The sequence below is a fragment of the Mesorhizobium sp. ORS 3428 genome (assembly GCF_001854785.1).
In the GTDB taxonomy this organism is placed as follows: Bacteria; Pseudomonadota; Alphaproteobacteria; order Rhizobiales; family Rhizobiaceae; genus Mesorhizobium.
In genome coordinates this window covers 1-21,738 of sequence record NZ_MDFL01000158.1, presented here as the reverse complement: position 1 = coordinate 21,738, position 21,738 = coordinate 1, and the positions used below count along the sequence as shown (strand labels likewise).

General features: G+C 56.3%; 19 protein-coding genes and 4 pseudogenes. 11 read left to right on the top strand and 12 right to left on the bottom strand.

Annotated features, from left to right (window positions below; all coding sequences use genetic code 11):
- Positions 1-311: 311 nt before the first annotated feature.
- The 7 genes from ORS3428_RS26420 to ORS3428_RS31885 form a co-directional block, all read right to left on the bottom strand.
- Positions 312-1,229, bottom strand: coding sequence for an SDR family NAD(P)-dependent oxidoreductase (locus tag ORS3428_RS26420; protein ID WP_244508111.1), 918 nt, complete (start codon positions 1,227-1,229; stop codon positions 312-314).
- A 352-nt stretch (positions 1,230-1,581) separates the two neighbouring features.
- A complete protein-coding gene (locus ORS3428_RS26415) occupies positions 1,582-2,652 on the bottom strand; it encodes a 2-oxo acid dehydrogenase subunit E2 (RefSeq protein WP_071101222.1) in 1,071 nt (356 codons plus the stop codon).
- A gap of 106 nt (positions 2,653-2,758) precedes the next feature.
- Positions 2,759-3,502, bottom strand: a complete 744-nt coding sequence (locus tag ORS3428_RS26410) for an SDR family NAD(P)-dependent oxidoreductase (RefSeq protein ID WP_071101221.1) — start codon at positions 3,500-3,502, stop codon at positions 2,759-2,761.
- A 150-nt stretch (positions 3,503-3,652) separates the two neighbouring features.
- On the bottom strand, positions 3,653-3,892 hold the full coding sequence (locus ORS3428_RS26405; RefSeq protein ID WP_157895994.1) for a biotin/lipoyl-containing protein: 240 nt from the start codon (positions 3,890-3,892) through the stop codon (positions 3,653-3,655).
- Complete coding sequence (locus tag ORS3428_RS26400) at positions 3,885-4,841, bottom strand: alpha-ketoacid dehydrogenase subunit beta (RefSeq protein WP_071101219.1); 957 nt, start codon at positions 4,839-4,841, stop codon at positions 3,885-3,887. The genes ORS3428_RS26405 and ORS3428_RS26400 overlap by 8 nt, the downstream gene beginning before the upstream one ends.
- Before the next feature lie 23 nt (positions 4,842-4,864).
- A complete protein-coding gene (locus ORS3428_RS26395; RefSeq protein ID WP_201788341.1) occupies positions 4,865-5,875 on the bottom strand; it encodes a thiamine pyrophosphate-dependent dehydrogenase E1 component subunit alpha in 1,011 nt (336 codons plus the stop codon).
- Between the two features lie 515 nt (positions 5,876-6,390).
- Positions 6,391-7,065: a cysteine hydrolase family protein gene (locus ORS3428_RS31885; protein WP_083355306.1), complete on the bottom strand. Its 675-nt coding sequence runs from the start codon at positions 7,063-7,065 to the stop codon at positions 6,391-6,393.
- 419 nt (positions 7,066-7,484) lie between these two features.
- Between ORS3428_RS31885 and ORS3428_RS34140 the strand changes: the two are divergent.
- A pseudogene (locus ORS3428_RS34140) lies at positions 7,485-7,780 on the top strand (transposase); the annotation flags it as partial.
- A 1,458-nt stretch (positions 7,781-9,238) separates the two neighbouring features.
- Here ORS3428_RS34140 and ORS3428_RS26385 read toward each other — a convergent pair.
- The 3 genes and pseudogenes from ORS3428_RS26385 to ORS3428_RS26380 all read right to left on the bottom strand — a co-directional run bounded on the left by ORS3428_RS26385 (position 9,239) and on the right by ORS3428_RS26380 (position 11,717).
- Complete coding sequence (locus ORS3428_RS26385; RefSeq protein ID WP_083355305.1) at positions 9,239-9,901, bottom strand: FkbM family methyltransferase; 663 nt, start codon at positions 9,899-9,901, stop codon at positions 9,239-9,241.
- A gap of 257 nt (positions 9,902-10,158) precedes the next feature.
- A pseudogene (locus ORS3428_RS34135) lies at positions 10,159-10,786 on the bottom strand (helix-turn-helix domain-containing protein); the annotation flags it as partial.
- Positions 10,787-10,834: 48 nt separating this feature from the next.
- A pseudogene (locus ORS3428_RS26380) lies at positions 10,835-11,717 on the bottom strand (IS1 family transposase).
- Between the two features lie 130 nt (positions 11,718-11,847).
- Here ORS3428_RS26380 and ORS3428_RS26375 point away from each other — a divergent pair.
- Entirely contained in the window at positions 11,848-12,807 is a 960-nt protein-coding gene (locus ORS3428_RS26375; RefSeq protein ID WP_071101216.1) for a P63C domain-containing protein, read from the top strand.
- 1 nt (position 12,808) lies between these two features.
- Here the strand turns inward: ORS3428_RS26375 and ORS3428_RS26370 are convergent, their stop codons facing one another.
- Both ORS3428_RS26370 and ORS3428_RS26365 read right to left on the bottom strand, forming a co-directional pair.
- Positions 12,809-13,078 (bottom strand): RNA-binding protein, encoded by a 270-nt coding sequence (locus ORS3428_RS26370; RefSeq protein WP_244508109.1) that lies wholly within the window; start codon positions 13,076-13,078, stop codon positions 12,809-12,811.
- A complete protein-coding gene (locus ORS3428_RS26365) occupies positions 13,039-13,218 on the bottom strand; it encodes a hypothetical protein (protein ID WP_071101214.1) in 180 nt (59 codons plus the stop codon). The genes ORS3428_RS26370 and ORS3428_RS26365 overlap by 40 nt, the downstream gene beginning before the upstream one ends.
- Before the next feature lie 692 nt (positions 13,219-13,910).
- Here ORS3428_RS26365 and ORS3428_RS31875 point away from each other — a divergent pair.
- The 9 genes and pseudogenes from ORS3428_RS31875 to ORS3428_RS26325 form a co-directional block, all read left to right on the top strand.
- Positions 13,911-14,228: a MocE family 2Fe-2S type ferredoxin gene (locus ORS3428_RS31875; protein WP_083355304.1), complete on the top strand. Its 318-nt coding sequence runs from the start codon at positions 13,911-13,913 to the stop codon at positions 14,226-14,228.
- A 28-nt stretch (positions 14,229-14,256) separates the two neighbouring features.
- On the top strand, positions 14,257-15,294 hold the full coding sequence (locus tag ORS3428_RS26355) for a sterol desaturase family protein (RefSeq protein ID WP_083355303.1): 1,038 nt from the start codon (positions 14,257-14,259) through the stop codon (positions 15,292-15,294).
- Positions 15,295-15,384: 90 nt separating this feature from the next.
- Entirely contained in the window at positions 15,385-16,464 is a 1,080-nt protein-coding gene (locus ORS3428_RS26350; protein ID WP_071101212.1) for an S-(hydroxymethyl)glutathione dehydrogenase/class III alcohol dehydrogenase, read from the top strand.
- Positions 16,465-16,527: 63 nt separating this feature from the next.
- Positions 16,528-17,352 carry a sugar phosphate isomerase/epimerase family protein gene (locus ORS3428_RS26345; RefSeq protein WP_201788342.1) on the top strand — a complete coding sequence of 275 codons (825 nt, stop codon included), beginning with the start codon at positions 16,528-16,530 and terminating at the stop codon, positions 17,350-17,352.
- 1 nt (position 17,353) lies between these two features.
- Complete coding sequence (locus tag ORS3428_RS26340; RefSeq protein ID WP_172833737.1) at positions 17,354-18,577, top strand: NAD(P)/FAD-dependent oxidoreductase; 1,224 nt, start codon at positions 17,354-17,356, stop codon at positions 18,575-18,577.
- Positions 18,578-19,232: 655 nt separating this feature from the next.
- Positions 19,233-19,556 (top strand): annotated as a pseudogene (locus tag ORS3428_RS34130) (IS5/IS1182 family transposase); the annotation flags it as partial.
- Between the two features lie 254 nt (positions 19,557-19,810).
- Positions 19,811-20,278 carry a trimethylamine methyltransferase family protein gene (locus ORS3428_RS34505; protein WP_083355300.1) on the top strand — a complete coding sequence of 156 codons (468 nt, stop codon included), beginning with the start codon at positions 19,811-19,813 and terminating at the stop codon, positions 20,276-20,278.
- Positions 20,279-20,478: 200 nt separating this feature from the next.
- Entirely contained in the window at positions 20,479-21,351 is an 873-nt protein-coding gene (locus ORS3428_RS26330; protein WP_244508108.1) for an ABC transporter permease, read from the top strand.
- A 27-nt stretch (positions 21,352-21,378) separates the two neighbouring features.
- The coding region (locus ORS3428_RS26325) for a glycine betaine ABC transporter substrate-binding protein (RefSeq protein ID WP_274534826.1) at positions 21,379-21,738 on the top strand (360 nt) is incomplete at its 3' end.

Genomic DNA, 21,738 nt, shown 5'->3' with positions numbered 1-21,738 from the left:
CGGGTCCGATCGATCGAGTTTAAGTCGGCTGGAAATCGACATATAGCGGGGTTCCATCCGGCRCATCGCCGCCTTCATTTGCGTCGCCCGATACACGAATGGATTGTTCTCAATAGTTAGGAACGGGAATGCGGCAGAATCCTCCATAATCTCCCACCTTTTGGCAGACCTTTGCCCACTCGTTGGACTTGTCATGGAGAGTTAGCGGTTCAGCTCCTCGAAGCGTTCGGAAGAGTGTCCAGTTCCATATTCCCACCTGAGCTTGGACGTTGCGTGATCGTGACGAATATTTCCAATGCAACGCCCATCGCTCACATACACGTATAGCCRCCATCAACGGYCAGGATGGCTYCCGTGCAATAGCTCGATGCTGGACTAGCAAGAAACAGGACCGCAGCTGCAACTTCATGCGACTCGCCCAATCTTCCAAGCGGAGTCTGCTCTAACCATCGCTCATACTGAAAGGGGTTTTCGGTCTTCGGGGAAATTGTCATCTCGGTGGTCACATAGCCTGGAGCCACCGCATTGACCCGAACATTATGCTTTGCCCAGGCACAGGCCAGCGACTTTGTCATCATGTGAATGGCGCCCTTGCTGGTTATATAGGCGGTGTTGTTCTGTGGCTGTGTCACGATCGTGCCGCACATTGATCCGATGTTCACGATGTTACCGCAGCGACGGCTGATCATGTGCCGACCAAAGGCCCTCGCACACCAAAATGCCGCATCCGAATTGACGCGCATCGTTGCCAACCAGTCCGCGTCGGAAGTATCGAGAGCCTCGGCTATCCGAGCTATACCGGCATTGTTGACTAGGACATCGATCGGCTGTTCGGCATTCAGTTCGTCGGCGAGAGCCGTAACGGCCTCCGGCTTTGCCACATCGATGGCTCGATGACTTGCCACGACACCGCATGATCCGAGTTTGGCCCCAGCGGCAGCAGCGCTATCTGCGTCTAAGTCCGCAACGACGATTGCGGCGCCCGCTTGGCCGAGAGCGTGAGCGATTTCAAGCCCGATACCGCGCCCCGCCCCCGTTACGATTGCACGCTTGCCGGACAGGTCGAATTTCTTCAGATAATCCATGCTGCCTTTGATCCAAGTTTGGCGTGCGCCACTCATATTGGCCGCGACCATGATCCGTATACGCGTGACGCCCGTTGTTGCTTTTGCCGGTCTGCTCCACGTCTGCCGATTACCATCACCTGAAAAGGCGTTCGCGACACGCATACGACATTGTCCAAGCCGCGCGCGATAGGTGACCAACATTCTGCCGCAGAACCCCCCTGCCTGGGATAGGCGATAGGCGRCCTACTCAGTTGTCGTGCGATGGTAGGCGCCTGCAATTTGTATGAGAATGCGCAAAAGGTTTCGCTGGCCTTAAACCCAGCTTATATCCATCCGCTCACACCCAAGTTTGCGAATACGATCAACCATTCCGAACGGAGTCCTATGGCTGGCGAAATGTCAAACAATAGAAGGCGTGTGTAGCAGTGTTAGCCCGTAAGCGAATGTCCCGGTGCAATACCTTCGGCGGCCATAACCGCGCGCATTAATCGCTAAATCGGAAGACCCACTTTGCTCAGGCGACCATGYTCCTGGGATTTTCTATATAACTCTTAAATACCTGCAGCAGCTTTGCTCCGAGCGCGCCGTCCACACAGCGATGATCGATGGAAAGTGTAACCCTCATCACCGTTGCGATGGCCATTACACCGTCCTTGACCACTACCTGCTGTTCGCCTGCACCGACTGCAAGAATCGTAGCGTGCGGGGGATTGATCACGGCAGCGAACTCTTTGACCCCCATCATGCCCATGTTCGAGATTGATGTGGTGCCGCCTTCATACTCTTCAGGCTTTAGCTTGCGATCCTTGGCGCGTTTGCCGAGGTCCTTCATCTCGGCAGAGATGACTTGAAGCGTCTTCTGCTCAGCCTTGCGGATGATCGGCGTGATCAGACCGCCAACGATCGAGACCGCAACTCCTATGTCTACATGTTTGTGTCTAAGGATAGCGTTCTCGGTCCAGGAGACATTTGCGTCCGGAACATCACGCAGCGCAAGCGCGAGGGCTCTTATCACCATGTCATTGACCGACAACTTGCAGATCGCCTGTCCGTCCGCGGCCGTGAGCGCGGAATCGTTGAGTCGGGAGCGCAGTTCCAGAAGCTCATCGATCTCGCAATCCACGCCGACATAGAAATGCGGAATGGTTTGCTTCGAGGTAACCAGACGACGTGCAATCGTCCTTCGCATCCCGCCGTGAGGTACGCGTTCATACGTTCCGCCCTCAAACAGCTTGACAACAGCGTCGTCCGAGGCATCTTTGCTTCCAGACCACGCTGCAGGAACAGGCTCTCCAGGCGCGTCGGACCGTTGCCCCGGCAATTCGGCAACCCAACCCGCTTTAGTCGTGGTGGCAAGAACGRCAACCAGGTCCCGGACCTTTAGACCATTAGTGCCTTCGGGAACGACAATCCTTTTCAGAATACCGCCCGCAGCGGCCTTGATCTGGCCAGTAATGCCACAGCTTGAGATTTGARCCAAAACATCTCCGGCCTTTATGTCGTCCCCCTCATTGAACATCCATTTTTCAATCGTGGCTGCTCCCATATCGGAAACGAAAGCCGGCATTCTGACGTTGATAGGCATCGCTCTACTGTGCCTTTGAGATATCYTTGCRGTTTCGGGCTGCCTRCTTGGAGTACGAAGATGAAAATCTTTCGTGATGAACTCATGTTGAGCTAGGCCAAATGGCTCACAGCAATAGTCCTCCGTCGATCGCGATCTCCGCCCCGGTAATGTAGCGGCTCTCGTTAGAGAGCAGGAAGAGAACGAGGTCGGCTACCTCATCGACCGTGCCGGCCCGCTTGAGTGGAATGAGCGCGTACTGGCGCTCTCTGTCGGACGAATCCTCGGCGAGCAGCATCTCCGTTTCCACCCATCCCGGGTGAATAGAATTGACGCGGATTCCTGCTGGCGCAAGCTCCAGGGCCGCGCATTTCGTCATGCCCCGGAGGGCCCATTTCGTCGCGGAATAGGCCATACAAGTTCGGCTTCCGCGCATCCCGGCGATGGACGAGATGTTGACTATTGCGCCACCGCCGGATGTCGAGATGAGAGGTGAGACCTCCCGCATACCGAGGAAGCAACCCAACTGGTTCACTCGGAAGTGCTTTTCGAACAACGCGACGCTCGAATCCGTCATTGGCAAGGGTTCATAAATTGCCGCGTTGTTGACCAGACCGTGAAGTCCCGTCCTCTTTCCCTCCAGGCAGCGGATCAGGCTTCGCCAGTCTTGCTCACTACTGACGTCGAGATGCACGTACGACGCATTTTCGCYGATAGTCGCGGCGAGTTGTTTGCCCTGCTCGTCAAGGATGTCGCCAATGACAACCTGGCCTCCCTCTGATGCGATCTGGATGGCTTCCGCCGCACCTTGACCTCGAGCTCCACCAGTAATCAAAACCGTCTTGCCTTCGAAGCGCTTGGCTCGTGTCATCGTAATTAATCCTTAGAGCAGCCTGCAGTTGACGCCGAATACTCTATCAAGTGGGTGTGCAGCCGTAGGCCACCAAAATGCGCCCCCGGTATGCAACCCTGGGAAAGCTCTGACGTTCCCGCAATAAGAAACCCACGCTCCRCCCCTATTTTATTGCTCGGTGTTGATGCGACAGATAACGGTTCCGACTTCCGTCACTGACCCTTCATCAACCAGGATCTCAGCAACCACGCCMGCAGTCTCCGCCTCTATTTCAATGTTGGTCTTTTCCGACTCCACTTCAGCTAGAATCTGACCCGGCACGACCGAGCTRCCGACCGAAACATACCATTTCGTAAGATCAACCTCGACAGTCGATGCACCCATCTTCGGGATACGGACCTCAAACATGATCATAGCTCCTTACGGATAAGATCGCGTCTTCCAGCTGCTGCGGCTTCGGCAGAACCGCGGCTTCGAGCGCAAGATTGAACGGCATGGGAACGTCAGCTCGGGTAACACGCTTAATCGGGGCCTTGAGAGATGAAAACGCCTGCTCCCCTATTATTGCGCTCAACTCGGCGGCGAACCCACAAGTACGGTTCGTGTCGTCGTAGATTACGACGCGGCCAGTTTTCTTGACGGATTTCAACAATCCCTCCCTGTCAAGCGGCAAGAGAGACCGAGGATCCCACACTTCGACGCTAATATTTTTCTCCTGAGAGAGGCGCTCAGCGACTGCTAGAGCCTCGGGCACTAAATGCCCGATAGCGATGACTGTGACATCGGAGCCTTCACGCTTAACGTCACTGCAGCCGAAAGGGACGGCATAGATTTCCTCCGGCACCGGGCCTCGTTGCGGAAGCGACATGGCCGATGCTATAAAAACGACCGGGTCGTCCTCTCGGATCGCCTGGATCATGAGGCCTTTGGCATCGTAGGCATTCGAAGGGCAAACAACTTTGAACCCAGCGTGGAGAAGGTATGGATAGGGATTGTCTGAATGCTGGCCCGCGTTTCCACCCCGCGATCCAGATACCATTAGCGTGTAAGTGATTGGAAGATTTGCTTGACCTCCTAACATCAGTCGCAKCTTCGCCGCTTGATTGACCAGCTGGTCGAACGCGACGTAAATCAGCGAGGGRACTTGGAACTRAACGATTGGGCGCAATCCGGYCAAAGCCGCCCCCGTGGCGAAGCCCGTGAACGCTGCCTCGGAAATTGGCGTGTCGAGTACGCGGAGATCGCCGAAGGCGCCATGCAGGCCTTTCGTCTCACCACGAATTCCACCTCGAATGTCCTCCCCGATGATCATGACACTCTCATCTGCCCCCATAGCCTGATGGTAGGCCTCGTTCATGGCCTGAAGAAATCTCAGCTGTCTCACGGCTCTGCTCCCCACGCCGGAGTGTTCGGATACGRCACCGCATACATGCAATCGAGTGCCTCGGTCTGGTTCGGTGGAGGGCTGCTCCTAGCGAACTCGACGCCTCGGTCGATCTCAATCTTGACCTCGGCATCGATAGCTTCGATGTCTTCTTGAACVCACAAGCCACTTTCCATCATACGCGCTGCCCAAATCTTAATAGGGTCCCGCAACTTCCAGCGATCTAGTTCCTCTTGAGATCGATAGTTCATCTTCATGTGACGCTCGCCTGTATAATGCCCAAAGTAGCGATAAGTCTGACACTCAATGAACGTTGGGCCTTTGCCGGTCCGGGYGCGCYCCGTAGCAATGAGAGCAGCGTGATAAACCGCCTCGACGTCCATGCCATCGACGCACACGCCCGGCATTCCATAGGATTGGGCGCGAACGTAAGGATCTAAGACTGTAACTGCTTTGAGAGGCGTCGAAATTGCGTACTGATTGTTTTCGCAAACGAAAATGACAGGAAGATCCCAAATCGCCGCGAGATTCATCGCTTCGTGAAGCACCCCTTGATTGATTGCTCCGTCGCCGAAGAATGAAACAGCAACACGGTTTTCGCGAGCGGCTTTGAATTTGTGAGCCGCGCCACAGGCTATAGGGGCTCCAGCGCCAACGATGCCATTCGCCCCGAAGATTCCAATCCCGACGTCAGCAATGTGCATGGATCCGCCACGACCCTTATTGTATCCGCCCGTTCGTGCGAGCAGCTCAGCAAACATTCTGCCAACGTCGCCACCCTTCGCCAGCGTGTGGCCATGCCCTCGATGGGTACTTGTGACGATGTCGGAGTTCGTGAGTGCGCCGCAAATACCAACAGCAACCGCCTCTTGCCCGCTGTACTCGTGACATACGCCAGCGATCTCGTTGTCATCGACCAGGGCAACGACCCGGTCCTCAAATTGCCTGATGCGAGCCATATTGTAGTACAAGCTTCGCGCGAATGGAGCAGGCATGATATTAGACATCGACGCCTCTATGTTGTGTTCCAAATTGGTCTACTCCGGTCAACCGTTGTCGATGTGGCTACTCGACTCCTGTCTCCGACCCAGCTTGGCGCGGCACGCGAGCCCGAAGACAATCTTAATTCTAGTTCATCCGCGCTCTGCGAACCTATTCCTTTGAACGCTGATCACCTAACTCGCTTCGAATAAACTATATTTCGAATTTGTCGTAGACCAAAAGGACGACGCCGGGTATATACCTGATTGATATCAAGGTTCACAACCTGTACCCAAGGTAATTGCTTCTCGCCCTGGAGGTGGTGGCCGCATATGAACCTTAACAACGCGGTCGGCGAACACAACGTGACGCGCCAAGGTTCCCACATGACGGAGCCCGGAAAAACTGTATCCCCTGGCTAGAACCGGTTCCTCCCTCTGCAGCAGCAGTGTGAACGGCCAGTTCCGTCCCATCCAGATCGGCTGATGACACTGGCGGTTAGCTTCGAAGGCTTCTAATTAAGAGGCCGTCTTTCTACCGCTCAAAGAGAGTTGTAGAGAGATTTAACGTTCTCAAGCGTGTAAGCAAATGCGGCCGGCCGATCGAAGCGCCAAGCGTTGTGTGGCATACCCTCCAGAGCCCTCTTGAGGTTGTCCGCGGTGATCACCGAGCCTGCATAAAGCCAGTTGGCCAAATCAAGGATGGCAGTCATATGCATCAGTTCAGTCGCGGTGCCGCAGGCATCCTTGACAATCGTGATGCGGTAGTCGCGCGAAATCGCGTCCCACACTGTCGTCTCCAAACAAACCTCGCTCCAGGCCCCGAACATTATAAGATGGTCCGCATTCAAACGGCGCAGCAAAATCTCCAAATTCGTATTATAGAACGCGCTGGGACGCTGCTTTCGAACAAGGAGGTCGCTCGCTTCCGGTTTCAGGTCCACGTGAATCTCAGCAGCCTGACCGACGCTATGTGATGGCCGCCCGCCTCCGTCCAAAGCTTCGTGACGGAGCGTATCTACTCCTCTGGGATCATACCAGTTCTGTGTATAGATAACAGGTAGTCCCGCTGCACGGCATGAATCGAGAGCTGTCTTGGCACACCGCAGAAGCTCTTCACGGTTGTAGATCGGCCATGCCCCATCGGGTTCGATGCAGTCATTTTGTAAATCCACTGCAATGACTACAGTGCGCTTAAATTGGTCAGGCAAAGTCATGTCGAGGACCTTTCATTCAATTGTCCGTCCAAACGGCTATTTGCAAATTGAGGGTAAGCCAAATGCGCCAGAAAGCACGCCGCAATCGCKATTTGAACGCTCCTTCCTGATCGGATGATTCAGTTCTCAGGCCTAGCCGYAGACCTGTATTGCAATCTCCCGCTCTTTATTCCGAACCCCTGTGTCTTGATACGCGGAAAAGATTGCTGCCGACATAGACCAGCTTCATGTCGAGCTTAAAGCTACTCATGGGAGCAATTTTTCGCTGACTGTTGCCTGCGGCGACGGATCGCAAAATCCCTATCGCATAGGCGTCTGGATAGGTGGAGCCCAACGACAATACGCCRCCGGTCTCTATCAGCACTACGCCGTGGTTAAGGGCTTGGGATTCCGAAGGAGGTGAAATGCAAGACCATGTTCTTGCAGCGGACGAGTTCATCCGCCGCTTTCTCCTGCACAGCCTGCCCGATGGCTTTCACACCGCATCGCCACTTATGACTTCCTTGCAAACGGCCAACGAGCCACCAAGCTCGCCCTGTGCCGACTACTGCTCGACGCGGCTTCCGCCTGAGCCGGCCCATAGCGCCGCCGACTATCGCCCGCGCTATTATCAACTCGCTGGTAAGTTGTTAGACGTCTGCCTTGCTGCGGCGGATATATGTTCGCTCGCGGTTCGCTACCCCGCAGGCCATTTGCCGCATGGAACACCTCATGACGGCGGAGTCTCTGGGCTGCGGCGAAGCTTTGTGCCCCAATCGGGCCCAGAGGTTCATCGGGTCGCAGTTCTCCCCCCGTGGCCCCCGATCTCCGCGAGCAAGGCCGGCTGCATATCAAACCTCGCTTCAAGCCAGTCAGTCATCGAGCCCGAGCAATACTGATAGCCGCGATCAAATCCCCATAGCTCGCAGCGGCGGCCCGCGGTTCAGTTCAACCAGGTGTCTATTAGGTCGCCRCATCATTCCGGCCGTACTCTCGCTGCTCGCGACCTCAAAGAAACCGCTCTCCCCCTTGCTGGGGCCGGAATTTCGCCCGATGGAAGCATCAGGCTTGGCCTGACGCACCGTAGTAGAAAAAGAGATTGCAAGGAGGTGCGGTGTCCCTCTTTCCCGCTCGATGAGGCTTCCATCCACACTCTGCTGCATTGGCGCTTCGCCATCTTTCGATGTAAAGCAGCACCCACAGGCAATTCGTATGCTTACGCGCTGCCCGCATCAGCAGATCCGTTTCGATGCTGTCGAAGAAGGCCTTGATGTCGAGATCAGGAACCCAAGCATAGCGTACTTTCGTCCTCGCAGGGACCGCCTGCTTGGATTTTTCCCTTCGCATCGGGGCGACAGGTTCCCACGTTCCACCCAAGAGCCTGGCTCCGAGTCACGCGCCTTCACGCCGGATGCCGTCTGGCAGCAATCAGGCCATCCGCCCCGGGCTAACGACTTCCCCCGGTTTCGACATCATCCATGCGCTTTCGACACGTCATCAGCGGTTCGCTTTCGCTCGCCTCTCTGAGCCTACCTGACGGGATCACGTCCCGCCTTTTCCGCAACGCTCACCACCACGGCTTTTGACCGAAGCAGCTTGCGGCGGTTTGAAGCCTGCCCCTGACGACCGGCTTCGAGGGGCCTGCCCTCATCTCAGTTCCGCACCTACATCGCTGTCAGGCCGTTCGTGGCTCACAGCCGTCCGCATATCGACGCCACGGAACGTCCATGCGGCCGTTACCCCTGGCCGGGAACAGTTCATAGATGAGCTGCGGAGGTCGGTGTAGAGCACCGAACGGTTGTCGAGGCACCTTCTGCCCGATGGCGCAAGCTAGCCTCTACCATCCCATTTGATCTGTGGATGGCTGCGGATAATTTTTTGCGCTCTAAGGAACAGCGTCTCGTTAATCCAGTTGTGGATCCTGGCKAGGCTGGCAAACACGACGCCCCCGGTGACCGCCGTCGTTACAAAGCCATCCAGCGCTGACTTGGTGYGCACCAGCGGGCAGRCTCGGTCTTAGCGGTCATCCAGGCCTCCGGCGCCTCGTCCGACAGCGTTAGAAACGGCTATTCGACCTCAACAACCCCAATCACGGTCTGATGATGCGGATTCYGACGATGGCGCGCATGAATTCCGATCTGATCACGCGGAGGTGTAGCACCTGATCGTCGGGGACGCAGAACGGAGAATACTTTTACTTGGGCACCATTAGCCAGTTCCAGCCATCCAATTCGCCCGCAACATTATAATCGGGAGCGGCGGTGCGCACGGCTGYCTTTTGCTCCTCGCCAATCACCTCAACTATAAGGACAGGCTTTAGCCGCTTCAAGGTATTGCGGGCACCAGCAAGTACAATCGGCTCGGCGCGCTCCACGTCGATTTTGATCGCGGTGCATTGATTCAACCCGAGGCTGTCGATCGTCATCGAATGGACATTAATCGGTTTGCTTTCATTCCGCGCCCCGCTCTCGGTCGAATGGATTAAGCTGGCGCCATATGTCAGATACGGCRCATTTGGGGTGAACTTGATCACCGCATCGCCAACAGCATCCGAAACGCAAGCGTTATGAAGTTCGACCTCRACATTATTCAGGCGGAAATTATCTCGACAACGCGCTACGTGCGTCTGCATCGGTTCAAAGGCAATGACGCGGCATCCCTGCTTAGCTGCGATTATGGAAAACAGCCCAGTATAGGCGCCGACATCAATCGCTGTCCCGCCMACGGCGCATATTTCAGCCCATTTTGCAAGGCTTTCAACCTCATAAGGCATGCCTGACCTATTGCTTAAGCAAATCCAATCATCCTGTTCGATGAGRTTGGCCGTTACGGGCCCTGCTTTGATCTCCAAAGTCATCCGGCAAATCCTCGTCAAGCATCACTTGCCGGCAATCGGCAACCAGGAGAACGATGTTCTCATGATAGCGGTAATGAGCAGAAGTCAATAAGAACACTCTCCGCTTCTGCGACATCGCATGTAGCGTGCCAACGGAGAAACCTAGTTATAACCGCACGAAGTTAGTAATATTCTATGTTGCTTGTCCGACATTGTCGTATATCTGACGCGTGGAATGYGGCCCCTTTGTCAAGCGAATCCAGGAATTGGCTCCCTTGGGCGGCGAACTGCGTGGTCGTGCCATTGCGCTTGTAGTCATGGGTCATGGTGCCGAGCCTGCCTTTCTTCATGGGCAGGTCGGGCGGGTCCGGCGGAAGGGTTGGATCTGGCCTTTCTCATCGACCGAAAGCACGATGGCGTGCGCACCGGCGGGTCGACGTAAAGGCCGACCACGTCGCGCTGCTTGTCGACGAAGTGCGAATCGCTGCAGAGCTTGAACTGCCGCCAGCGGTTTGGCTGCAACCCATGCGCCTTCCAGATACGTCTGACTGCGCTGGCGCTGTCAGCCTGCTTGCGCGATAATGTCGGCGGTCCCGTGCGCGGTTTCGCCGGCTGGTCTTTCAATGTCGGCGCCGCCACGCGCTCGGCCACGTCCGGTCGCGGAATGCGCGAGATCGCGTCTTGTCGCGCAACAGATCGAAACCTTCCGCGGCGAAGCGCTCCCRCCAGCGCCACACGCAGGTCTTGGATTGCCGGTTTGCCGCATGATTTCGACAGTGTCGAGGCCATCGGTGCTAGCAGGATGATCTCGGACCGCCAGACGTGCTTCTGCGGCGCATTCCGATCTTTGATGAGCGCCCACCAATAGCTGGTGGTCGGTTGGCGAAAGGATATTCCTGTGCAAATGCGTTRGTGCGACCACCCCAGCGCCCCGGTGTCTGGGGTTTTCCTTTTTTAGGCCTTCTTTTTGTAAGGTCCGCGCTTGCCCGGCCTAGGTGCAACGGCGTCCATTTTCTCGCAAAGGTCGTCCATTGACCAGAGCGTCTTGGAAACGCCAGCGGCCATGGCCGGCGTCATTTTCAGCGTCTTGTGCATTTTGATGGAGTTGTACCAGACGGTGTAGATCGCGACCATGTGGACGTGGTTGTCGAACTTCTTTGAGAAGGCGTTGGTAAGCCGGGTGAAGCGACGGTTCGCCATGCGCATGGTGAGATTGGCGCGTTCGATATGCGACGTGCTGACATGCTCCGGATCGGGGTTACCTTCAACGCGCGTCTTGACGGCACCCGTGCAGACGGCCCGGCTCTAGCGGCGCTCTGGCGACTTGTTGCTTTCCGGCTCGCCGTACTGCTTCACCAGCATGGCGTAATCGATGTCGGCCCCAAAAGCTTCCTCGACCRCATTGAGGTAGGCGCGGTGACCGTCGGTCGTAAGCTGGACGCGGTTCGCAAGACGGTCCTTAACGTCATCCATGAAGGCCAGCGCATACTCGCCGTCGCGACCGCCGACCAGCCACGACACGATAAGCTTGCTGTCGCTGTCCAGAGCGGTCCAGGTCCACACGTCCCCAGCGCCTTCGACAGGCTGCTTCATGGTCGAAACGTTCTTGGCCTTCACGCCGACAAACGACCAGATTTCATCGCACTGGATACGCTTGGAAGTGACGTTGCGAACTTCGCGGTCGTGCAGGTCCGCGCAGAACTTGCCGGCATCGACCAACAGCTTGGAAACCGTGTTGATCGACACATCGGGCAACTCGCGAGATCGACCGCATCGAGCTACCCTCACAGAGCATCGAGAGGATTTGGACGCGGGTTTGCAGGGGCAGCTTATTCATGCCCCTAAAATCTGAACTTTTATGCTTAGTGTCAAGCATCTGCATAGCAAGCATCAGCAATTTTTTCGTGCTTGCTTAATGCCTGCGTTTCAAGGTAAAAGCAAGCATCGATGAAGCTGGAGATGCTTGCATGAGTGAAGACCTGTTTGCCTCTCGCGCTAAAGGCGGCATCGCTCGCCGAGAGGCGCTGTCCCCGGAAGCCCGCGCCGCTATTGCAAAGAAGGYGGCGGCGGCAAGGTGGGGCGTTAAAGCAACCCATCGCGGCAATTTCCAAGCTGAACTTGGCGTCGATGTCGAATGCTACGTTCTGGACGACGGTGCGAAGACTGCGGTTATCAGCCAGACCGGCATGGCAAGAGCGCTCGGACTGTCCTCAAGAGGTAATGCTCTTCCTCGCTTTCTTGCCAACCAAGTGATGTCCGGCGCCGTCAGCGCCGAACTAAAAGAAAAAGTCGAAAATCCTCTTAAATTTCAATGGTCCGACCTCGGCGCCGGGACGCCTGCGGTAACGGTCCACGGCTTCGAATCTTCGTTGCTGATCGATATCTGCAACGCGATCATCGCGTCAGAGAAACAGCTTGGCGACCGATATGCCGCCATCGCGCGTCAGGCTCATATTATCGTCGGCGCATCGGCTCGGCTCGGTATCAGGGACTTCGTTTATTCGGTCGCCGGCTATAGTCCGAGTACCGAAGAAGTCATCGCCGCCTTCAAGCTCTACGTGGCGGAAGAAGCCAGGAAGTACGAGCCGGAATTTCCCAGCCAGCTTTATGCTCAGTGGCATCGGCTCTACGATCTCGCCGTGCCTGAGAAGGGGCGCCCCTGGTATTTCAAGTTTCTGACAGTGAACCACGTCTACTGGCCGCTCGCTCAAAGCAGCGGCCATATCCTTGCATTGACCCGCGCATCAAAGGCGGAGCGCCGGGAGCGAAGCGCAAAGCTGCATCAGTTTCTTTCGGAGGTTGGCGTCAAGGCGCTTCGCCAGCATCTAGGCCAGTTGCTTGGCATAGCCCAAGTTTCGAATGATCGYGCCGAATATGAAAAGCACGTGCGACGGATTTTCGGACAACAGACCGAAATGGATATCTAGGCTATTTGCGCCAGCGGCTTTCCGCCGCCTTCTTAGCGATCTGAGCGCGCGGCTCCGGTGACATATTGGCGGCGCGCTTCTTTCCGCCCTTCGAACCAAGTTCTTTCGCGGCGGCGCTCTTGCCGTCATCCGGCACGTCGTCAGCTTCCTCGCCGGTAGCAATGCGCATGACGCGGACGGCGTTGCCGATTACATCGGCTGGTCGCTTCTGGCCTTTAGGTCCGGTGGGCATTACGGCTTTTCCGTCTCTCTTGTCTTCGTCACGGTCCACAACGGGTTCCAGTCATCGTCCGTCTCGTGCTGCACGACAATCCTTATGTTGTGGTCAGGAAACCTGGCCTGTTCGATTGTCATTTGGACATCATGGACGTGGCGCTTTTCGGCATCGGTCAGGAACCGCTTTTTGCTCATGCAAATCTCCAATGCTTTCCGGTAAGCATATAGGAGTTCGGCGCATGGCGCGACAGTCGGTCGGCTGCGATTCGTAGCCGCTCAAATTTCAAACTGAGACACTACCTCCAAACCCTTCGCCTGGACCGCGGACCCGGACAAAAATCATCCCGCCGTCAAGCATGGGCACGAAGTGTTAGATTCAGTCCACTGGTGCGGAGCTCGTAGGTGCGCGCCTCGGTCAGCTAGACTCAATCGATTGTCTCAGGCAAATGGCGTCCCGCGTGCTCTCTGATGCTTTGACCGAGTGCGAAAGCTCGGTTGCGTTACATTGAGTTCACTGGCTCCGCAGGGACTTAGCGTTCGGGCAGATGCCTCGACCAAGAGCGAATCCAAGTGACGAGGTTCGACATGAACTAGGTCTATAACAAGCGGAATCTTTTCGATCTGTGCGACATTCACCGGCTGGCTTATTTTTTTAGGGTTTAGAGTTCAGCACAGACCTTGGTTAAGCTTGGTTACGCTGCTAACCTAGCAACAGAGATTGCAGAAGAAATCCAGGTGCGCAAGAGAATGGTCTGTAACTTCCGCGCGAGTTACCTCGTCGTGAGCARCAATCAATAACAACACGATCAAGGTCCCATATTCGTGAACATGTATTCGATTGCTTTGCTCGGCCGATCAAGTTTGCTAGAAGATTCGGGAATGGRCTGATGCTGGAAAATTGGACCGAGGCCTGCAGCGTGAATGACATTGAAGAAGAAGGTGTCATCCGATTCGATCACGCCGGAAAGACTTATGCGATCTACCGGTCTGCTGACGACCGCTATTACGCAACCGATGGACTTTGCACCCATGAACGGGTCCATCTCGCTGATGGTTTGGTCATGGGAGATGAGATCGAGTGCCCCAAACATATGGGCCGTTTCAGCTATGTGACGGGCCAGATAAAGGGCCCGCCGGTCTGCGTTAATCTCACAACTCATCCGGTCAAAGTCGAGGGCGGGCGCATCTACATCGCTATCCRCTAGAGCTAGACAAAAATGAACGGGGTTAACAATGGCAACGACCGATCTCGCGGCAACTCGAAAGAAGAGAGGAAATGCAGAGAAGGAGCGGCGGACCGAATGGCAACCTGATCATTTCTTGCAATGGCCGCCGAAATTGTGGCCGATCAGTCCGATTGGAATCGTGAAGTGGTTTTACTTCTATCTCGTACCGTGGAATCTGATCTACATAGCGGTTTCYGTCCCTGTTCTAGTCTACCTGACTCCAAGTATGGAAACGATGAAGACGTTCAGCTGGGAATGGATCGCTTTCATATTCGCGCGCAATTGCATGCTACTAATCGTATTCGTCAGTTGCCTCCATGTTCCCCTTTACGTCAAAAAGAGCCAGGGATTCGATCGCAAGTATAATGGCCGCTGGCTTGCCCGGAATAACCCAAACTTCCTATTCAAGAATCAGCTTATGGATAATTTATTCTGGACCTTCACCAGCGCTGTCCCGATCTGGACTGCTTACGAGGTTCTGACGTGGTGGATGTTCGCCAACGGATACATTCCCTACGTGTCGTTCAACAAACATCCAGTCTACTGCTTGGCGGTTTTGTTTGCGATTCCTCTATTCCGGAATGTTCATTTTTACCTCGTTCATCGACCGATCCACTGGCCGTTCCTGTACCGGTGGGTRCATTCTGTCCATCACGCGAATGTCAACGTCGGTCCGTGGTCGGGTCTGTCCATGCACCCATTCGAGCATATTGTCTATTATTCGGGTGTCCTCATCCACTGGATCGTTCCCTCGCATCCGATCCATGCGATGTTCCACTTGGTACATACCAGCCTCGCGCCATCTCAAACCCACACCGGCTTTGAGAAATTTATCATCAAGGACGGCATCGATATTCGGATGGAAGACTACTACCACTATCTCCATCACCGCTATTTCGAGTGCAACTATGGCGGGGGGGGAATCCTGAACGTCGACGCTTGGTTCGGAACGTTTAACGACGGCAGCCCCGCGGCCATGGAAAAAATGAACCGCCGCGTCATGAGCCGTCAGCAGAAGACTCAGAGCGAAGGCCAGTCTTCCTGACCACACGAGAGCCACCGAAGCGAGGCGGCCGCTGTCGTCCCGCAGGGCTTTGAAACGGCCCTTTCGATTACACATAGACGCGAGGTCACGATGAACGTTCGTGCCGCCGTTGCCGTAGCCGCCCGCGATGTGCTGGTCGAGGTCAAGGCGACCGGCATCTGCCACACCGACGAGTTCACGCTGTCGGGCGCAGATCCGGAAGGCATCTTTCCCGCGATCCTCGGCCATGAGGGCGCCGGCATCGTGGTCGATGTCGGCAAGGGCGTGACCTCGGTCAGGAAGGGCGACCATGTCATCCCGCTCTACACGCCCGAATGCCGGCAGTGCCCGTCGTGCCTGTCGAGGAAGACCAATCTGTGCACCGCCATCCGCGCCACCCAAGGCCAAGGGCTGATGCCCGACGGCACCTCGCGCTTCTCGGTCGATGGCAAGAAGCTGTTCCACTACATGGGCTGCTCGACCTTCTCCAACTTCACCGTGCTACCGGAGATCGCGGTCGCCAAGGTCAACCCGGACGCCCCCTTCGACAAGATCTGCTACATCGGCTGCGGCGTCACCACCGGCATCGGCGCGGTCATCAACACGGCCAAGGTCGAGCAGGGTGCCACCGCGGTGGTCTTCGGCCTCGGCGGCATTGGCCTCAACGTCATCCAGGGGCTTCGCCTTGCCGGCGCCGACATGATCATCGGCGTCGATTTGAACAACGACAAGAAGGCCTGGGGCGAGAAGTTCGGCATGACGCATTTCGTCAATCCGAAGGAGATCGACGGCGACATCGTCCCTTACCTGGTCAACATGACCAAGCGCGGCGCCGACCAGATCGGCGGCGCCGACTACACCTTCGACTGCACCGGCAACACCAAGGTGATGCGCCAGGCGCTCGAAGCCTCGCATCGCGGTTGGGGCAAGTCGATCATCATCGGCGTCGCCGGCGCCGGCCAGGAGATTGCGACAAGGCCGTTCCAGCTGGTCACCGGCCGCACCTGGATGGGCACCGCCTTCGGCGGCGCGCGCGGCCGCACCGACGTGCCCAGGATCGTCGACTGGCACATGGAAGGCAAGATTCAGATCGACCCGATGATCACCCACACGCTGAAGCTTGAGGACATCAACAAGGGTTGTGACCTCATGCATGAGGGCAAGTCGATCAGGAGTGTTGTCGTCTTCTGATCATTCTACGCCGAGGAGGGAAGATTGGTACAGAAACTGGCGGTACTTCAGTCGATATGGGCGATGGAGCGCCGACATACCCACGAGACGGAGCGCTCGCTGGAGGCGAACATAGCCATGATAGCGGACGCTGGCTATGTAGGCATAAGCACGCAATGTGTCGACGCTAGCGTTGTTAGGCGGACTACCGATTGCGTGCGGGGCCAGGGGATGATCATTGAAGGGATGTGCTTTCCCGCGACTGTGGATGACCTAAAGCCCTGCCTCGAACTGGCAACGGAAATGGGCGTTCATCATCTAGACTTGCAGCCGGACGTCCGGCCGAGGACGATCACGGAGGCGCTCCGCATCATCGAAGGRTGGAGGCGGCTTGCAGAACAGGTCGATTTTCCCGTCCTGATCGAAACTCACCGCGATAGGATGACGACCGACCTTTACTTCGTGCTCGACTTGCTGGACGAAATGCCCGACTTGCCTCTGTTGGCCGACCCCTCGCATTTTCTGGTAGGGCGGGAATTTGCCTGGCCTGTTTCCGCAGAACACCATAAAATGATCCGTCGGGTTCTCGACAACAGTTGGGCCTTGCACGGCAGGGTCGCTTCCCGAGAGCAGGTGCAGATCGAAATATCTTTTCCGCATCACCAAATGTGGTTGGACCTCTTTCTCGACTGGTGGCGGTACGGCATCCAGAGCTGGCGCGAACGCRCCGAGCCTGATGCGACACTGTGCTTCACCTGCGAATTGGGGCCGAAACCCTACGCAATTACCGGGCGAGACGGAAACGATACGACGGACCGCTGGGAAGAGGCGCTCGCACTCAAGGCGGCGGTCGAGGATCTGTGGACGACTTCGGTCGATGTGCCTGCGCCCGTACCAACTGGAGCCTAGTGTGGCAGATAGCGGAATAGTAATAATCGGAGCCGGTCAGAGCGGCGTTACCGCAGCGTTCGAGCTGCGTAATGCCGGCTGGCAAGGCTCGATCACGCTGATTGGTGATGAAGTTCATTTACCCTATGAACGGCCCCCGCTGTCGAAGGAACTGCTGGCCGACCGCTTTCAGCTAGTGTTCTTGTTCACCAAGCCCGACTTTGTCAGAGCCAACATCACTCTTGTGCGCAACTCAGTTGCCGAGATTTTGCCAGGTAAGCATCTTATTACCCTAAAGACAGGGGGTTCCGTCGGATACTCAAAGCTTTTGCTGGCCCTCGGTGCCGAGCCACGCATGCTGCCAGTTCCGCTTGCAGAGAAGGCCAGGGTTTTTACGCTCCGCAAGTTTGACGATGCCCTTCGGCTCAGAGAAGCTCTTGCGGGAGCTCGGAAGATAATCGTCGTCGGTGGTGGTTTCATCGGCCTGGAAATAGCGGCGAGCGCAGCCAGCAAAGGTAAACATGTTACCATTTTGGAAGCAGGCGCCAGGATTTTAACGCGTGGGGTTCCAGAACACGTCRCAGGGCTGATAGCCGATCGACACATTAAGGGAGGAGTTCAAATAATCTGTGGCGTCAAAATTTCTGAGATCCAGCACAAGGAAGGCCAGTCCATTGTCCAAACCGAAGGCTGCGGCGCTTTTGGCGCAGATCTCGTGATCGCTGGCATTGGGGCGAATCCAAACATCGCTCTGGCGGAGGCCGCTGGCCTAAGAATCGACAATGGCATTGTCGTCAATAAATGGCTGGAAACGTCAAAGGAGGGTATCTTTGCTACAGGCGATTGCTGTTCATTTCCACATCCTTTGTTCGAAAACCATCGTTTTCGGCTTGAGACATGGACCAATGCTCGGCTCCAGGGAGAGGTCGCGGCCAAGAATATGATGGGAGCTGCGATTACCTACAGCGCCGTACCCTGGTTCTGGTCAGATCAGTTCGACTGCAGCTTGCAGATCGCAGGGATCCCGACCATGGCGGTAAGTGAAGTAAAACGAGCAACCCAGGGCGCTTACATGTCATTTCACCTGGATCGGAAAAATCGCTTGATTGGGGCGTGCGGCTTTGGAAGTCTCGGCTCGATCGCTAAAGATATTCGAGTGTCTGACATGCTTATTGGGCGTCGTATGAGAGTAGAACCATCGTCACTTAGCGACCCTTCTCTTCAGCTCAAATCTCTCTTACGTTAAACGAGCATCCCGAGGTTGTTACAAGTCTCATCGACTAGGGCCATTTTCTCTCTGCGACAAATCATAGACAGCGCGGTATTGATCTTTATACACAATTGGGTGGCTCCCACACGGCCGCTGATGCTTGGGATGAAGGTAGAGGCCGATGCCGTGAGGCTGGAAGCTCAGGGAGACACTAAATGCGAGCTGTGCTTTCCTATCGTAGCCATCCGCGGCGACAGCTACCGGCTCCGCGCCAAGCGAAACAGCGGCCTCATCAGGCCGCCCGTCGATGACAGGCCTCCGGTCGGTTGGCGGCTCGTTAGCCGTTTACAAGGAAGCCATAGTAGCGGATGCAGCAGGAAGCAGCGGATGAACTCGTCCGCTGCTTGGTCTTGCTATGGTGGCGTTTGTCAAGCGCCGTCCGGAACTGCCCCCCGTGCGTCTGCCCCACCTTCGGACGTCGGTCACGGGCCGGCGGGAGGCGGAGCCCGTCAGTCATCGAGCCCGATCAATACTGATAGCCGCGATCAAATCCCCACAGCTCGCAGCGGCGGTCCGCGGTTCAGTTCAATCAGGTGTCTATTAGGTCGCCGTATCATTCCGGTCGTACTCTCGCTGCTCGCGACCCTCACAGAAACCTCCAGATTCAACGCTGATTTCCTGGAGATCGCCGTTGGTCTGCGACGCGCTTCGGGGTGACCAGTGGAACGAAAGGGTTTTGTCCCGGGCACGCAGGGCAAACGCGGGCCGTGCACGGATGATCGCAAATTCCTGGACGCGCCTACTGTGGATGGGCGTTCGGCTGGGCGATGGCGGGACCTACCGGAGCGGCTTGGCGATTACGGTTCGRTGAAGCGGAACTACTATTGCTGGATCGAGATGGGTGTTTGGACGACGTGCTTGAACGTTGGCTCGTGAAGCCGGTCCGGAATGGCTGATGATCGACTTGACCATCGTGCGAGCACACCATGCCGCCGGTGCCCTAGGTCCGAACGGCAAGAGAGGATTAGCGGAACGATCCCCAAGGTTGTGCAGTTTAAGTGACCACATTTCGTGGCTTCGTCCGCAAAAGCTTTCGCCCGAGGGATTGGACATAAACTGTGTTTAAGCCCGGCGAAACCTTTTGCGCATTCTCAGTGCGTTTGGCGACACATATCATCAGAAAGATACAGATCCGGGGCGCCTTCTTGGACCGCGGAGCCACGTTTAGTGCGGGATGYCGGTCGTTCCGCTGTCGCGGGTGAGGCTCGAATGGACACTGATACTCCCGCAATTCGACGCCGCGGAAGCCGGTGTTCGGTCGTTGCAGCAYGGGAGGCTAAAAGAACGCCGCGCGTCTCGACTATTAAATGCGGCATCCGGCCGATGGGGGCGGTCACTGCTGAGCAGCTTGAGCCCATCTATCAAGCTTCCCTAACTATCCTGCGCGAAATAGCGATCGAATTCAGTGAAGACACGGCAATCAGGCAGTGGAAAGAAGCAGGCACAGATGTCCATGAACGCCGTGTTCGCCTTGACGGCGAAATGGTGATGGACCTCATGTCCAAAGCCCCTCCCCATTTTGAAACGACGTCTCGCGATCCGTCACAGGGTTTCGAAATCGCGCCAGACACAATGACGCTCGACGCCATGCAGAGGTATATCATTCGAATATTTCGAGGACGCACTCGAAGCCGTCGGCCCGAGCGGCCACAGTCTCCGAGAATCCTTTACGCTTAAGCGCATCAGACGCGTTGATCCGCCGGAGAAACCGGAGCAAACATTGTCTATCATTAAGTTTAGCGTGACCCCACGATATGCCCTAAGACCTTTGTTGGCGCAGCAGTTTTCGAGCGAGAAAGCTTCTGGAGAACAGCAACATGAGTAAGTGCGGAATATTAGACCCCTTTGAGTGCGGGGTAATCCCTCTTGCCGATTGGATGACTATCGGGCTGCGCTGGGTCGTTGACCACTACAGGCCTTTGTTCCAATCGATCAAAGCGCCCTTCGACCTGCTGCTGCAGTGGTTCGGCTTGGCGCTCCATTCTGTCCCGCCGGTGGTGATGATCATCGTCGCGGGCTTGGCAGCCTGGCAGTTCGGCGGACGKAAGGTCGCCGGGGTTGTCGCCGGCGCTCTCGCCTTTATCGGGCTCATCGGGGTCTGGCAGGACGCTATGACGACGCTTTCGATTGTGCTGACTTCGCTAGCCGTCGCAGTGATGCTTGGGATTCCCCTCGGCATCTGGGCAGCGCGGAGCGAGCGGATGTTTGTGGTCATGCGGCCGATCCTTGACGGAATGYAAACCATTCCGGCATTCGTCTATCTGGTTCCAATTGTCATGCTCTTCGGCATCGGTAACGTACCGGGCGTGATCGTCACGGTGATTTTTGCGGTCGCGCCGCTGATCCGCCTCACGAACCTCGGCATACGGCAGGTACCGGAAGAGTTGATTGAAGCCATGCGTGCCTTCGGCGCGACCGAGCTTCAGCTACTGTGGAAGGCTCAGCTGCCGCTTGCACTACCCACCATCATGGCCGGCATTAACCAGACGCTGATGATGTCGCTATCGATGGTGGTCATTGGTTCGATGATCGCTGTTGGAGGACTGGGCCAGACGGTGCTGCGCGGTATAGGTCGCCTTGACGTGGGCTTGGCGACAGTCGGAGGCCTGGGCATCGTCGCGCTGGCCATCGTGCTCGATCGCTTCACGCATTCGCTGTCTACACAGAAGCGAACGCCCGGCGAGCTCTGGCATCAAGGTCCGGTCGGGCTCCTCAGAGCCGTCACCATAACAACTAGTCATAGAAGCTGAGCAATTTGCTCATACAGGGAGGAAACGATGAAGACAAAATGCGTGGTGCTGGCCATAGCCGTGATGGCCGGCTGTGCCCTGCCGGCAATGGCAGATCAGGTCAAGCCGGCCTGGAGCGGAGCGACAGAAGAGCTATTCCAGACATTTGTCGTGGATGAGGGCCTCAAGGAGCTCGGCTATGATGTAGCGGACCTCACCCAAGTTCAAGTTCAACTGGCACATACCGCTGTGGCCAACGGCGATCTGACCTTCTATCCGGTGCACTGGGTCCCGCTCCACGACACTTTCTGGAAAGCATCAGGGGGCGACGAAAAGCTGACGCGCGTCGGCACCCTAATCAAGAACAGCCTGCAGGGGTATCTGATCGATAAAAAAACGGCCGATGCC

Coding starts and splice junctions, on each gene's coding strand:
- ORS3428_RS31885 (WP_083355306.1), bottom strand. CDS start 7,065: ATGACTTTGCCTGACCAATTTAAGCGCACTGTAGTCATTGCAGTGGAT.
- ORS3428_RS26365 (WP_071101214.1), bottom strand. CDS start 13,218: ATGAGCAAAAAGCGGTTCCTGACCGATGCCGAAAAGCGCCACGTCCAT.
- ORS3428_RS26350 (WP_071101212.1), top strand. CDS start 15,385: ATGAACGTTCGTGCCGCCGTTGCCGTAGCCGCCCGCGATGTGCTGGTC.